Consider the following 12,713-nt stretch of genomic DNA (forward strand, 5'->3'; position numbering starts at 1 on the left):
AAATGAAAAAAGCGCTTCTGGTAGTCAGTTTTGGCACCAGCTATCACGACACCTGTGAAAAAAACATTGTGGCGTGCGAACGTGATCTGGCGGCGTCCTGTCCCGATCGCGACCTGTTTCGCGCCTTCACTTCCGGAATGATCATTCGCAAGCTTCGCCAGCGTGACGGTATCGACATCGATACGCCATTACAGGCTTTGCAAAAGCTTGCCGCACAGGGATATCAGGACGTGGCGATTCAGTCGTTGCACATTATTAACGGCGACGAATATGAAAAAATTGTCCGTGAAGTACAACTCTTGCGTCCGTTATTTACTCGCCTGACGCTGGGCGTGCCGCTGCTGAGCAGCCATAACGATTATGTGCAGCTAATGCAGGCGTTGCGACAACAGATGCCATCGCTCAGACAAACGGAGAAAGTCGTTTTTATGGGCCACGGCGCCAGCCATCACGCATTCGCAGCTTATGCCTGTCTCGATCATATGATGACCGCGCAGCGCTTTCCGGCGCGCGTCGGCGCCGTAGAAAGCTACCCGGAGGTCGACATCCTGATCGACAGCCTGCGTGACGAAGGCGTCACCGGCGTACATTTGATGCCATTAATGCTGGTGGCGGGCGATCACGCCATTAATGATATGGCTTCAGACGACGGCGACTCATGGAAAATGCGCTTTAACGCGGCGGGCATTCCGGCGACGCCGTGGCTGAGCGGGCTGGGAGAAAACCCGGCTATCCGGGCGATGTTTGTCGCGCATTTGCACCAGGCGCTGAACATGGCGGTAGAGGAGGCGGCATGAACGGTAAATTATACGCATTAAGCACCGGGCCAGGCGCGCCCGACCTGATAACCGTCCGCGCAGCGCGGATTCTTGGCTCGCTGGACATTCTGTATGCGCCCGCCGGTCGTAAGGGGGGCGATAGTCTGGCGCTGTCGATTGTGCGCGACTATCTCGGCGAGCAGACGGAAGTACGTTGTTGCCATTTCCCTATGAGCGCTGACGGCGCCGAGAAAGAAGCGGTCTGGAACGAGGTTGCCGCCGCGCTTACCGCAGAGGTGAAAGCGGGTAAACAGGTCGGTTTTATTACCCTGGGCGATGCGATGCTATTCAGTACCTGGATTTTTTTACTCCAGCGTATCGGCTGCCCGGAGTGGCTGGAGATTGTCCCCGGCGTCACGTCCTTCGCCGCGATAGCCGCCCGCGCGAAAATGCCGCTCGCCATAGAACAGCAATCGCTGGCGGTTATTTCTTGTACCGCGCCGGAAGCGGAAATAGCCCAAGCGCTACAACAGCATGATAGCCTGGTGCTGATGAAAGTGTATGGCCGGTTCGTTCGTATTAAAGCGTTGCTGGCGCAGGCTGGCCTGCTGGAATGCGCCTTAATGATGTCCGAGGCCACGCTGCCCGGCGAGCAGTGCTGGCGCCATCTCCACGAGGTCAACGATGATCGACCGTTGCCCTATTTTTCGACCATTCTGGTCAATAAACAGTGGGAGTATGCAGAATGAAACTTGAACAGCAGCTTCGACAGTTGTCTTTCAGTGGACTGGCTGCAGCGCTATTGCTGATGGTTGTCCCGCAACAGGCGTTTGCGATGCATATCATGGAGGGCTTTTTACCGCCAGTGTGGGCGCTGGCCTGGTGGTTACTGTTTTTACCCTGCTTGTGGTATGGACTGGTGCGCTTACGGCGTATTGTGCAGGAGGATAATCATCAGAAGGTACTGCTGGCGCTGTGCGGCGCGTTTATTTTTGTCCTGTCCGCGCTCAAAATTCCGTCGGTAACGGGGAGTTGTTCACATCCGACCGGCGTTGGTCTGGCGGTTATCTTGTTCGGGCCCGGGGTGGTGGCGATTCTCGGCGCGGTTGTGCTGTTGTTTCAGGCGCTATTGCTGGCGCATGGCGGCCTGACGACGCTTGGCGCAAATGGAATGTCGATGGCGGTGATTGGCCCGGTTGTCGGTTATCTGGTGTGGAAAATGGCCTGCCGTGCCGGACTGCGCCGCGATGTCGCCGTTTTTCTGTGCGCGATGCTGGCGGATTTGGCGACCTATTTTGTGACTTCAGTCCAGCTTGGCGTTGCGTTTCCCGATCCCCATGCCGGAGCGACAGGGTCTGTTGTGAAGTTTATGGGGATTTTCTGCCTCACACAGATTCCTGTCGCTATTGCTGAAGGTTTATTAACCGTCATGATTTATGACCAGTTAACCAAACGGCAAGTGATTACCGTACAAGGACATTAAAATGAAAAAAACGTTGATGTTGTTAGCGATGGTGGTGGCGTTGGTGATTCTGCCGTTTTTTATTAACCATGGCGGTGAATATGGCGGTTCAGACGGCGAAGCGGAAAGCCAGATTCAGGCTATTGCGCCGCAGTATAAACCCTGGTTTCAGCCGTTATATGAACCTGCCAGCGGTGAAATTGAAAGCCTGCTGTTTACCCTTCAGGGCTCTCTTGGCGCGGCGGTGATTTTTTATATCCTGGGGTATTGCAAAGGTAAACAACGCCGTGATGACCGGGCTTGATCGACTCAGCTATCAAAGCCGCTGGGCACACGTTGCGCCGCAGCGCAAGTTTTTGCTGTGGCTGGCGATGATGATACTGGCGTTTGTTCTGCCGCCTGTAGGGCAGGGCATTGAGCTGCTGATCATTGCCGGATTGAGCTGTTGGCTATTGCGCATATCCCTCTGGCGCTGGTGTCGATGGATGGCGATACCTTTTGGATTTTTGTTGGTCGGCGTGATAACGATTATCTTCAGCATCAGCCGCGAGCCGCAAATGCTGCTGGCTGGCATATCTGTTGGGCCGTACTGGATCGGGATTACCCGTGCGGGCGTGGTTACGGCGAATGAAACGTTCTGGCGTAGCCTGACGGCGCTGTCCGCGACGTTGTGGCTGGTGATGAACCTACCGTTTCCGCAGTTAATTAGCTTGCTTAAGCGCGCGCATATTCCACGCCTGCTTACCGAGCAAATCCTGTTAACGTGGCGCTTTCTCTTTATTCTTCTGGATGAGGCGGTGGCAATCCGTCGTGCGCAAACGCTGCGTTTTGGTTATTGCAGCCTGCCGAACGGCTATCGATCTCTGGCGATGCTGGCTGGACTCCTGTTTACGCGGGTGTTAATGCGTTATCAGCAAATGACCACCACGCTGGATATCAAACTGTATCAGGGTGATTTTTACCTGTAAGGACTATTATGCTTGCCACTTCAGACCTGTGGTTTCGTTATCAGAATGAGCCGGTACTTAAAGGGTTAAATCTGGATTTTTCGCTTTCGCCTGTTACCGGTTTGGTGGGCGCGAACGGCTGTGGGAAGTCTACGCTTTTTATGAACCTGAGCGGCTTGTTGCGTCCGCAAAAAGGGGCCGTGTTGTGGCAGGGAAAACCGCTGGATTACAGCAAGCGCGGACTACTGGCGCTGCGCCAGCAAGTTGCGACGGTTTTTCAGGACCCTGAACAGCAGATTTTTTATACTGATATCGATAGCGATATTGCATTTAGTTTACGTAATTTGGGGGTGCCGGAGGCGGAAATCACGCGCCGCGTCGACGAGGCGCTAACGCTGGTTGACGCCCAACATTTTCGCCATCAGCCCATTCAGTGTTTGAGTCATGGGCAAAAAAAACGTGTGGCTATCGCCGGAGCGCTGGTGCTACAGGCGCGCTATCTATTGCTGGATGAACCCACTGCTGGTCTCGATCCCGCAGGGCGCACTCAGATGATTGCTATCATCAGGCGGATTGTGGCGCAGGGCAATCATGTCATTATCTCCAGCCATGATATCGATCTTATTTATGAAATTAGCGATGCCGTATACGTATTACGCCAGGGCCAGATCCTGACGCATGGCGCGCCTGGCGAGGTTTTCGCGTGTACGGAAGCGATGGAACAAGCGGGGCTAACCCAGCCCTGGCTGGTCAAACTTCATACTCAACTGGGACTGCCGCTGTGTAAAACAGAAACGGAGTTTTTTCATCGAATGCAAAAGTGCGCATTCAGGGAGGCGTCATGACACAGGCAGTTATGTTGCAGGGGACGGCATCCGACGTCGGCAAAAGTGTGCTGGTGGCCGGTTTATGCCGCATTTTTTATCAAGATGGTCTGCGTACCGCGCCGTTTAAATCGCAAAATATGGCGCTTAATTCTGGTATTACGCCGGATGGTAAAGAGATGGGGCGGGCGCAGATTTTTCAGGCGGAAGCCGCGGGGATCACGCCAGATGTGCGTATGAATCCGGTGCTGCTCAAACCGACCAGCGATCGTCAGGCGCAGGTCGTGCTGATGGGGAAAGTGGCGACCAATATGGATGCGGTGAGTTACCATGACTATAAACCGCGTTTGCGTGAGCAAATCCTTGCGGTCTATAACAGCCTGGCGCAGGAATATGACGTTATTGTGCTGGAAGGCGCCGGAAGCCCGGCGGAAATCAATCTGCGCGATCGTGATATCGTCAATATGGGAATGGCGGAAATGGCCCAGTGTCCGGTTATTCTGGTGGCGGATATCGACCGGGGCGGCGTATTCGCCGCTATTTATGGCACGCTGGCGCTGCTGCATAAACAGGAGCGTGACAGAGTAAAGGGCGTCATTATCAACAAATTCCGCGGCGACGTGGCGCTACTCTATTCCGGTATCGAACAAATCGAATCGCTTACCGGCGTCCCGGTCCTGGGAGTGATGCCGTGGCTGGATGTGGATCTGGAAGATGAAGATGGCGTCGCGCTGCAAAACGATAAATATCGCGGTAACGCCCCCCGTGATATCACTATTGCCATTGTGCAACTGCCACATATTTCTAACTTTACGGATTTTAACGCTCTGGCGGCGCAGCCGGATGTGCGCATACGCTATATTCGCCGCCCGGAAGCGTTGACTGACGCTGATCTGGTGATCCTGCCGGGCAGTAAGAATACGCTGAGCGACCTCGCCTGGCTGCGCGAAAGCGGGATGGCGGATGCGGTATTGCAGACACATCGGCAGGGCGTGCCGGTGATGGGAATTTGCGGTGGCTACCAGATGCTGGGCGACACTATTGTGGATGAGGTGGAGTCGGGGCTGGGTACGCAGCCGGGCCTGGGGCTGCTTAATACGATCACTCGCTTTGCACAGGATAAAATCACGACGCAGGTTAACGCGACAATGTCAGGCGAGCTGCCCAGCTGGCTGGCTGCCGCGGCGGGGCTACCGGTACGCGGTTATGAAATCCACATGGGGGAAACGGTGCTGCAGGAAGGATGCTGTACGGCCATGACGTTACAGAAAAATGGATGCTCTGTGGCGGATGGCGCGGTCACCGCCGACGGACTGGCGTTTGGCACTTACCTTCACGGCCTGTTTGACAGCGATGCGTTTACCCGTGCGGTGGTCAATGGGTTACGGGCACGAAAAGGGCTTGCGCCGTGGGAAACGACTTTTTGTTATGCGGAGCATAAAGCGCGGCAATTTGATCTGCTGGCGGAAGCGATGCGGCAACATATTGATATTGATAAAATTTATACCATCATGCAACAGCATCAGGAGCCGGTATGATGATTCTGGTGACGGGCGGGGCGCGTAGTGGTAAAAGCCGTCATGCTGAAGCCTTAATTGGCGATGCGCCGCAGGTACTGTATATCGCCACCTCGCAGATTCTTGATGACGAGATGGCGGCGAGAATTCAGCATCATAAAGATGGCAGGCCGGCACACTGGCGGACCGCAGAATGCTGGCGGCATCTTGATACGTTGATTACCGCGGATCTTGCCCCTGACGACGCGATTTTACTGGAATGTATTACCACCATGGTGACGAATCTGCTGTTTGCGCTGGGAGGCGCAAACGATCCCGAACAGTGGGATTATGCGGCGATGGAGCGCGCCATTGACGATGAAATTCAGATTTTAATTGCAGCCTGCCAGCGCTGCCCGGCGAAAGTGGTACTGGTGACAAATGAGGTGGGAATGGGGATCGTCCCGGAAAACCGTCTGGCGCGCCATTTTCGTGATATTGCCGGTCGGGTCAACCAACGACTGTCGGCAGCGGCGAATGAGGTCTGGCTGGTGGTCTCAGGTATTGGAGTCAAAATTAAATGAGTAAGCTGTTTTGGGCCATGCTCGCTTTTATTAGCCGCTTGCCCGTGCCGTCACGCTGGTCGCAGGGACTGGATTTCGAGCAGTATTCGCGTGGGATCGTGATGTTTCCCTTTATCGGGTTGATTCTGGGAGGGGTAAGCGGCCTGATTTTCATCCTCCTGCAACCCTGGTGCGGTATTCCGCTAGCGGCGTTGTTCTGTATTCTGGCGCTGGCGCTGCTGACCGGTGGTTTTCACCTGGATGGGTTGGCCGATACCTGCGATGGTATTTTTTCCGCGCGCCGCCGTGAGCGAATGCTGGAGATTATGCGTGATAGTCGTCTGGGAACCCATGGCGGGCTGGCGCTTATTTTTGTGCTACTGGCAAAAATTCTGGTGGTCAGCGAACTGGCGTTACGTGGAACGCCAATGTTGGCGGCGCTGGCAGCGGCCTGTGCGGCCGGACGCGGCAGCGCCGTTTTATTGATGTACCGTCATCGCTACGCCCGTGAAGAGGGGCTTGGCAATGTATTTATCGGTAAAGTCAGCGGACGGCAAACCTGCATTACTCTGGGATTGGCGATAATCATCGCCACGGTATTACTGCCTGGTATGCAAGGACTGGCCGCAATGGTGGTCACATGTGCGGCGATTTTCATCCTTGGCCAGTTGCTTAAACGTACGCTTGGCGGTCAAACCGGCGATACGCTGGGCGCGGCGATCGAACTTGGCGAATTGATCTTTCTGCTGGCTCTATTATGAGCCGATTATTACGGACGAGACATCTTATGCAGACACTACACGCTTTACTCCGTGACATTCCTGCGCCGGACGCCGAGGCGATGGCGCGTGCGCAGCAACATATTGACGGCCTGCTCAAACCGCCGGGCAGCCTGGGCAGACTGGAAACCTTAGCCGTTCAGCTCGCGGGAATGCCGGGTCTTAACGGTACGCCGCAGGTAGGTGAAAAGGCGGTGCTGGTGATGTGCGCCGACCATGGCGTCTGGGATGAAGGCGTAGCGGTTTCGCCCAAAATCGTGACGGCGATTCAGGCGGCGAATATGACGCGGGGAACAACCGGCGTATGCGTGCTTGCCGCTCAGGCCGGTGCGAAGGTGCATGTCATTGATGTTGGTATTGATGCTGAACCTATTCCTGGCGTAGTTAATATGCGCGTCGCGCGCGGCTGCGGAAATATTGCCGTTGGCCCGGCGATGAGTCGCTCGCAGGCTGAGGCGCTTTTGCTGGAGGTTTCCCGCTACACCTGCGACCTGGCGCAACGCGGCGTGACCTTATTTGGCGTAGGGGAGCTGGGAATGGCGAACACTACACCAGCCGCCGCGATGGTCAGCGTTTTTACAGGAAGTGATGCAAAAGAGGTAGTGGGGATTGGCGCGAATCTTCCGCCTTCCCGCATCGATAATAAAGTGGACGTTGTGCGGCGGGCGATTGCGATTAATCAGCCCAATCCGCGCGATGGCATTGATGTGTTGTCGAAGGTGGGTGGTTTCGATCTGGTCGGGATGACCGGCGTGATGCTTGGCGCGGCAAGGTGTGGCTTACCCGTATTGCTGGATGGCTTTCTTTCCTACTCGGCAGCGCTGGCGGCCTGTCAGATTGCGCCTGCGGTGAGACCTTATCTGATCCCGTCGCACTTTTCGGCGGAAAAGGGTGCCCGCATCGCGCTCGTGCATTTGTCTATGGAACCCTATTTGCATATGGCGATGCGGTTAGGTGAAGGAAGCGGCGCGGCGCTGGCGATGCCGATCGTGGAAGCCGCGTGCGCCATGTTCCACAATATGGGGGAGTTAGCGGCCAGTAATATTGTCCTGCCGGAGGGGAACGCAAACGCAATATAACCCGGGAGCACAACACCAGCCATGTGAGAAAAAAGCTATACTTAACGCACACCTGCCGCGACAAAGGAAGGGATATAATGCGTCGTATCACACCTTTTTTTCCGTTTTTCGTCTTGTTGGTAAGCCATTTCTCGCTGGCTATAAGCTATCCGTTGCCGCCCGAAGGCAGTCGTCTGGTAGGACAGCCTGTCACAATCGCCGTACCACAGAACAATACTCAGCCCTTAGAGTCATTTGCCGCCCGCTACGGTCAGGGGCTGAGTAATATGCTTGAAGCGAATCCCGGCGTGGATGTGTTTTTACCTCAGTCTGGTTCCACACTGGTAGTGCCGCAGCAGTTGATTCTGCCTGACACCGTTCGTGAAGGTATTGTGGTAAACGTCGCCGAGATGCGCCTTTATTATTATCCCGCAGGCACGAATACGGTTGAGGTGCTACCCATTGGTATTGGTCAGGCTGGCCGTGAAACGCCGCGCAACTGGGTAACTGCGGTTGAACGCAAACAAGATGGCCCGGTTTGGGTGCCAACGGCTAATACGCGCCGGGAATATGCTAAAGAGGGAAAAACGCTGCCCGCGATGGTGCCTGCGGGGCCGGATAACCCTATGGGGCTATACGCAATATATATCGGCAGGTTATATGCCATCCATGGCACTAATGCTAACTTTGGCATCGGCCTTCGCGTCAGTCAGGGCTGTATCCGTTTACGCAATGACGATATTAAATATTTATTCGACCATGTTCCTGTAGGAACCCGCGTTCAGATTATCGACAGGCCCGTTAAATTTTCGGTAGAGCCGGATGGCAGTCGTTGGCTGGAGGTACACGAACCGCTTTCTCGTAACCGTGCTGAATTTGAGTCAGACAAAAAAGTTCCATTGCCCGTTACGCCAGTGCTGCGCACGTTTATCAAAGGGGATGACGTTGATACTTCGCGGGTTAATGAGGTGCTGGAGCGCCGTTCCGGAATGCCGGTCAACATTAGCGCGGGCAGGTCTGGCCTTTAAATATCCTGCCACATTGCTGGTTTTCATGGGCTGGAGCATCTGTATTAGTAGTGAGTGTCATGGCAGGGGCTCCATTTCTCAGCGAACCGCGAGCCCTCCGATTAAGCTCAAAGTCATAAATCTTTTCTCCGGCATCGCCGGAGGTTTTTCATATGCGTCTGCAAGGCTCTCTTATCCACCGCGCCGAGTATTCTTTTCGGTCGAAATGATATTTGAGATACCAGAGGCATGAACCGCCCGGACTGACAAGCAGATACAGACCGTGAGAAGCGGTCAGTTTAAAGGGAGTTGGTGAAGGTTTAGTAGCGCGGATTTTACTGTCAGTAAGGGGCATGTGGTGATCACTCCTTTATCTAACTGAAATGACCCCAAATCAGACCACCAATTTGTCCCGATGCGGAGAGATAAATCAATATGCACTGAGACAGTTTTCTACGCTAACTCTCTGAATCAAAATACTATTGAGACATGCTGAGATGCCTGAAAACAGGAATTTGGCTCCTCTGACTGGGTGCGTTTTTTATCTCATTGAATAATAAAATATTTATTTTCTAAATTCAAAATAAGGCCCTTATAAAAGCCCCGATCGTAATGATGCACTAAGAATGTGATTTTTATCACATTTTAAAAGTGGGATTATTTCCCCCCATCTTGCCATTTCCACTAGATATTATTAACGGATACTTGAATTAATTCGATTATTCAATAATGATTGAAATATTGAATCATAGAGGGCCGCCCCACATTATGAACAAACAAACTGCCACAACCATCTTTGAATCCCTCTCCTCCGGCGTGCGTCTGGATGTATATCGCCTACTGATCAAAATGGGTACCGAGGGCATGGTTGCCGGGGAGATCGCTTCAACGCTGGATATCCCGCCGACTAACTTATCGTTTCATTTAAAGGCGCTGACGCAAGCCGGGATGCTGACGGTAGAACAGGAAGGTCGTTACCAGCGTTATCGTGCCAACATCCCACTGATGCTGGATTTAATCGGCTGGCTGACCGAGGAGTGCTGCTCAGGCCACCCGGAACAATGCGCGGATTTTCGTTCGGCTTCTTCCTGCTCAGAAGCCGTTTTACCCCCACTCAACACCACGAAAAAGAGTAAATCATGAACGTACTTTTTCTCTGTACCGGCAACTCCTGCCGTTCCGTGCTGGCCGAAGCCACGTTTAACCATCTGGCTCCAGCCGGATGGCACGCCATGAGCGCAGGCAGTCACCCGGCGGGTTACGTACATCCCCGAGCACTGGCGTTGTTGGCGCGGGAAGGTATTTCAACAGAAGGTTATTTCAGCAAATTGTGGGATGGCCTGCCGCAGACGCCGGATATTGTCGTGACAGTCTGTTCAAACGCTGCCGGAGAAACCTGTCCGGCCTGGCTCGGTAACGTGATGCGTACCCATTGGGGCGTTGACGATCCGGCTCGTGCTACCGGTAGCGATGCCGAAATCGATGCGGCTTTTGTCACTGCTTACCAGACATTACGTGCGCGTATTGAAGCTTTTCTGGCGCTGCCGCTGAATGAATTGCTGCACGATCGCGCTCGTCTGAAAGTTGAACTGGATCGTATTGGCGAAATTTTTTAACGACCTGTATTTCAATAATTGATGGAGAGTCAAATGAAGACGATTCAGATTTTCGATCCCGCATTATGCTGTTCTTCCGGCGTCTGTGGCCCGGAAACCGATCCGGCGCTGGTCGCATTCGCCGCTGATTTTGAGTGGGCCAGAACGCAGGGCGTCAATATTGAGCGTTTCAATCTGGCGCAGCAACCATTGCTCTTCGCACAGAACGAAATCGTTAAAGGCTTTCTGGCCCGTTCCGGCAAAGAGGCGCTACCGCTGATTCTGGTGGATGGTGAAGTCGCACTGGCTGGTCGCTACCCTCGCAGAGAGGAACTGGCGCGTTGGATGGGGCTTACCGTCTATTCGAGTTTTACGCCAGCGGCTTCCTCCTGTTGCGGCGGCGATAAGTGCTGCTGACGGACTGATTTCCCGCTTTATTTAATTTAAAGGAGTCTTTTTTATGCTGATGCTTCGGCAGGTGCCCCCCTTTTTGTTTTTTACCGGTAAAGGCGGTGTGGGTAAAACATCGCTGGCCTGTGCTACCGCGATTCATCTGACCGCCTCTGGCAAACGTGTACTGTTGGTCAGCACCGATCCGGCTTCCAATGTGGCGCAGGTATTTGAACAGACTATCGGTCATCAGATAACCCCGATTGCAGCGGTCAACGGACTGGCTGCGCTGGAAGTCGATCCGTCCGCTGCCGCAGCGGCATACCGTGAGCGCATTGTTGGACCGGTGCGTGGAATTCTGCCGGACGACATCGTAGCGGGTATTGAGGAGCAGCTTTCCGGTGCCTGTACCACCGAAATAGCCGCCTTTGACGAATTCACCGCGCTGCTGACTAATCAGCAACTGCGCGATGAGTACGATCATATTGTGTTCGACACCGCGCCAACCGGGCATACGCTACGAATGCTGCAACTGCCCGGCGCGTGGAGCGGTTATCTCGACAACAGCCAGCACGGTGCGTCCTGTCTCGGACCGCTGGCCGGGCTGGAAAAACAGCGCAGCCAGTATCGTGCCGCCGTAGACGCACTGGCGAATGCGGAACTGACGCGAATGGTGCTGGTCGCCAGAGCGCAAACCGCAACATTGAAGGAAGTATCGCGCACTTATGACGAACTAGCCGCCATCGGCCTGACGCAGCAGTATCTGGTCATTAACGGCCTGTTGCCTGATCAGGAAGCCGCACACGATAAGCTGGCGCAGGCACTGTATCAACGTGAACAACAGGCGCTGCAACATTTACCTGATAACCTGCGAGCATTGCCTTGCGATCGCCTGCCGCTAAAACCGTTCAATATGGTGGGTCTGGTGGCATTACGTGGCCTGCTGGACGACAGCGCAACAGGCGCGCCGGTGGAAAGCGGAGATATACCGCCCGTTGACCTCCCTTCGCTGTCATCGCTAATCGATGGGTTCGCATCTCAGGGACATGGCCTGATCATGCTGATGGGCAAAGGTGGCGTGGGGAAAACCACGCTGGCGGCGGCTATTGCCGTTGAACTGGCCCGTCGCGGTTATCCGGTTCACCTGTCCACATCCGATCCGGCGGCGCACCTGACCGACACGCTGGATGGCTCATTCGACGGTCTGACCGTCAGTCGTATCGATCCACTGGCCGAAACCGAGCGTTACCGGCAGCAGGTGATGGCTGAGCAGGGTAAAAACCTCGACGAACAGGGTCGTGCCGTTCTTGAAGAAGATCTGCGTTCTCCCTGCACGGAAGAAATTGCCGTGTTTCAGGCTTTTTCACGCATTATTCAGGAAGCGGGTAAGCAGTTTGTCGTTATGGATACAGCGCCAACCGGCCATACATTGCTACTACTTGACGCCACCGGCGCTTACCACCGTGAGATTGCCCGACTAGCTGGGGAACACGGTCAGCCCGTACTGACGCCCATGATGCGCCTGCAGGACAGCGATCAGACAAAAGTTCTCATCGCCACGCTGGCGGAAACCACCCCGGTGCTGGAAGCCGCTCATTTGCAGGACGACCTGCGTCGCGCGGGGATTGAACCGTGGGGCTGGGTCATTAATAACAGCCTGATCAATACGCCGACTACATCGCCGCTGCTGCGCCAGCGTGCCGAACGCGAACGGTCGCAGATTGATGCCGTCTGTACCCACCATGCCCGACGCTGTGCGCTGGTGCCGCTACAGGCGGAAGAGCCTGTCGGCGTTGAGCGTTTACTACAACTGAGCACAACCGGAAAATAACCC

The 12,713-nt window shown here is 54.6% G+C and carries 16 protein-coding genes; 15 read left to right on the forward strand and 1 reads right to left on the reverse strand.

Annotation, left to right across the window (positions count from 1 at the left end):
• Nucleotides 1-2: 2 nt before the first annotated feature.
• The 11 genes from cbiK (at nucleotide 3) to ldtA (ending at nucleotide 8,915) form a co-directional block, all read left to right on the forward strand.
• A complete protein-coding gene (gene cbiK / locus J4728_RS06940; RefSeq protein WP_000709784.1) occupies nucleotides 3-797 on the forward strand; it encodes a sirohydrochlorin cobaltochelatase in 795 nt (264 codons plus the stop codon).
• A complete protein-coding gene (locus tag J4728_RS06945) occupies nucleotides 794-1,507 on the forward strand; it encodes a cobalt-factor II C(20)-methyltransferase (RefSeq protein WP_001013557.1) in 714 nt (237 codons plus the stop codon). The genes cbiK and J4728_RS06945 overlap by 4 nt, the downstream gene beginning before the upstream one ends.
• Nucleotides 1,504-2,241: a cobalt ECF transporter S component CbiM gene (gene cbiM, locus J4728_RS06950; protein ID WP_000764336.1), complete on the forward strand. Its 738-nt coding sequence runs from the start codon at nucleotides 1,504-1,506 to the stop codon at nucleotides 2,239-2,241. The genes J4728_RS06945 and cbiM overlap by 4 nt, the downstream gene beginning before the upstream one ends.
• A gap of 1 nt (nucleotide 2,242) precedes the next feature.
• Nucleotides 2,243-2,524: an energy-coupling factor ABC transporter substrate-binding protein gene (locus J4728_RS06955; protein WP_000753212.1), complete on the forward strand. Its 282-nt coding sequence runs from the start codon at nucleotides 2,243-2,245 to the stop codon at nucleotides 2,522-2,524.
• Nucleotides 2,511-3,188 (forward strand): energy-coupling factor ABC transporter transmembrane protein, encoded by a 678-nt coding sequence (locus tag J4728_RS06960; protein WP_208211555.1) that lies wholly within the window; start codon nucleotides 2,511-2,513, stop codon nucleotides 3,186-3,188. The genes J4728_RS06955 and J4728_RS06960 overlap by 14 nt, the downstream gene beginning before the upstream one ends.
• 8 nt (nucleotides 3,189-3,196) lie before the next feature.
• Nucleotides 3,197-4,012, forward strand: coding sequence for an energy-coupling factor ABC transporter ATP-binding protein (locus tag J4728_RS06965; protein ID WP_000881550.1), 816 nt, complete (start codon nucleotides 3,197-3,199; stop codon nucleotides 4,010-4,012).
• Complete coding sequence (locus J4728_RS06970; RefSeq protein ID WP_208211480.1) at nucleotides 4,009-5,529, forward strand: cobyric acid synthase; 1,521 nt, start codon at nucleotides 4,009-4,011, stop codon at nucleotides 5,527-5,529. Before J4728_RS06965 ends, J4728_RS06970 begins: the two co-directional genes overlap by 4 nt.
• Complete coding sequence (gene cobU / locus J4728_RS06975; protein WP_208211481.1) at nucleotides 5,526-6,071, forward strand: bifunctional adenosylcobinamide kinase/adenosylcobinamide-phosphate guanylyltransferase; 546 nt, start codon at nucleotides 5,526-5,528, stop codon at nucleotides 6,069-6,071. The genes J4728_RS06970 and cobU overlap by 4 nt, the downstream gene beginning before the upstream one ends.
• Nucleotides 6,068-6,811: an adenosylcobinamide-GDP ribazoletransferase gene (cobS, locus tag J4728_RS06980; RefSeq protein WP_000039993.1), complete on the forward strand. Its 744-nt coding sequence runs from the start codon at nucleotides 6,068-6,070 to the stop codon at nucleotides 6,809-6,811. Before cobU ends, cobS begins: the two co-directional genes overlap by 4 nt.
• A gap of 26 nt (nucleotides 6,812-6,837) precedes the next feature.
• Nucleotides 6,838-7,908 (forward strand): nicotinate-nucleotide--dimethylbenzimidazole phosphoribosyltransferase, encoded by a 1,071-nt coding sequence (cobT, locus tag J4728_RS06985; RefSeq protein WP_208211482.1) that lies wholly within the window; start codon nucleotides 6,838-6,840, stop codon nucleotides 7,906-7,908.
• 77 nt (nucleotides 7,909-7,985) lie between these two features.
• Nucleotides 7,986-8,915, forward strand: a complete 930-nt coding sequence (gene ldtA / locus J4728_RS06990; RefSeq protein WP_001252817.1) for a L,D-transpeptidase — start codon at nucleotides 7,986-7,988, stop codon at nucleotides 8,913-8,915.
• A gap of 148 nt (nucleotides 8,916-9,063) precedes the next feature.
• Here the strand turns inward: ldtA and J4728_RS24265 are convergent, their stop codons facing one another.
• Nucleotides 9,064-9,249: an Arm DNA-binding domain-containing protein gene (locus J4728_RS24265; RefSeq protein WP_001624696.1), complete on the reverse strand. Its 186-nt coding sequence runs from the start codon at nucleotides 9,247-9,249 to the stop codon at nucleotides 9,064-9,066.
• A gap of 413 nt (nucleotides 9,250-9,662) precedes the next feature.
• Here J4728_RS24265 and J4728_RS06995 point away from each other — a divergent pair, with 413 nt between their 5' ends.
• From J4728_RS06995 to arsA, 4 genes are read left to right on the forward strand one after another with little or no spacing between them, the layout of a single operon-like run.
• Nucleotides 9,663-10,037, forward strand: a complete 375-nt coding sequence (locus J4728_RS06995) for an ArsR/SmtB family transcription factor (protein WP_001041816.1) — start codon at nucleotides 9,663-9,665, stop codon at nucleotides 10,035-10,037.
• Nucleotides 10,034-10,510, forward strand: coding sequence for an arsenate reductase ArsC (locus J4728_RS07000; protein WP_208211483.1), 477 nt, complete (start codon nucleotides 10,034-10,036; stop codon nucleotides 10,508-10,510). The genes J4728_RS06995 and J4728_RS07000 overlap by 4 nt, the downstream gene beginning before the upstream one ends.
• 33 nt (nucleotides 10,511-10,543) lie before the next feature.
• Nucleotides 10,544-10,906, forward strand: coding sequence for an arsenite efflux transporter metallochaperone ArsD (gene arsD / locus J4728_RS07005; protein ID WP_000849417.1), 363 nt, complete (start codon nucleotides 10,544-10,546; stop codon nucleotides 10,904-10,906).
• A 43-nt stretch (nucleotides 10,907-10,949) separates the two neighbouring features.
• A complete protein-coding gene (gene arsA / locus J4728_RS07010) occupies nucleotides 10,950-12,710 on the forward strand; it encodes an arsenical pump-driving ATPase (RefSeq protein WP_208211484.1) in 1,761 nt (586 codons plus the stop codon).
• The last annotated feature ends 3 nt before the right edge of the window (nucleotides 12,711-12,713 follow it).

It is taken from the genome of Salmonella sp. 32070601201500089SM, assembly GCF_017573605.1.
Taxonomy (GTDB): domain Bacteria; phylum Pseudomonadota; class Gammaproteobacteria; order Enterobacterales; family Enterobacteriaceae; genus Salmonella; species Salmonella enterica.

Excerpts from the sequence above, each read along its gene's own strand:
- cbiK (WP_000709784.1), top strand. The coding sequence starts at position 3 with ATGAAAAAAGCGCTTCTGGTAGTCAGTTTTGGCACCAGCTATCACGAC.
- J4728_RS06945 (WP_001013557.1), top strand. The coding sequence starts at position 794 with ATGAACGGTAAATTATACGCATTAAGCACCGGGCCAGGCGCGCCCGAC.
- cbiM (WP_000764336.1), top strand. The coding sequence starts at position 1,504 with ATGAAACTTGAACAGCAGCTTCGACAGTTGTCTTTCAGTGGACTGGCT.
- J4728_RS06955 (WP_000753212.1), top strand. The coding sequence starts at position 2,243 with ATGAAAAAAACGTTGATGTTGTTAGCGATGGTGGTGGCGTTGGTGATT.
- J4728_RS06960 (WP_208211555.1), top strand. The coding sequence starts at position 2,511 with ATGACCGGGCTTGATCGACTCAGCTATCAAAGCCGCTGGGCACACGTT.
- J4728_RS06965 (WP_000881550.1), top strand. The coding sequence starts at position 3,197 with ATGCTTGCCACTTCAGACCTGTGGTTTCGTTATCAGAATGAGCCGGTA.
- J4728_RS06970 (WP_208211480.1), top strand. The coding sequence starts at position 4,009 with ATGACACAGGCAGTTATGTTGCAGGGGACGGCATCCGACGTCGGCAAA.
- cobU (WP_208211481.1), top strand. The coding sequence starts at position 5,526 with ATGATGATTCTGGTGACGGGCGGGGCGCGTAGTGGTAAAAGCCGTCAT.
- cobS (WP_000039993.1), top strand. The coding sequence starts at position 6,068 with ATGAGTAAGCTGTTTTGGGCCATGCTCGCTTTTATTAGCCGCTTGCCC.
- cobT (WP_208211482.1), top strand. The coding sequence starts at position 6,838 with ATGCAGACACTACACGCTTTACTCCGTGACATTCCTGCGCCGGACGCC.
- ldtA (WP_001252817.1), top strand. The coding sequence starts at position 7,986 with ATGCGTCGTATCACACCTTTTTTTCCGTTTTTCGTCTTGTTGGTAAGC.
- J4728_RS24265 (WP_001624696.1), bottom strand. The coding sequence starts at position 9,249 with ATGCCCCTTACTGACAGTAAAATCCGCGCTACTAAACCTTCACCAACT.
- J4728_RS06995 (WP_001041816.1), top strand. The coding sequence starts at position 9,663 with ATGAACAAACAAACTGCCACAACCATCTTTGAATCCCTCTCCTCCGGC.
- J4728_RS07000 (WP_208211483.1), top strand. The coding sequence starts at position 10,034 with ATGAACGTACTTTTTCTCTGTACCGGCAACTCCTGCCGTTCCGTGCTG.
- arsD (WP_000849417.1), top strand. The coding sequence starts at position 10,544 with ATGAAGACGATTCAGATTTTCGATCCCGCATTATGCTGTTCTTCCGGC.
- arsA (WP_208211484.1), top strand. The coding sequence starts at position 10,950 with ATGCTGATGCTTCGGCAGGTGCCCCCCTTTTTGTTTTTTACCGGTAAA.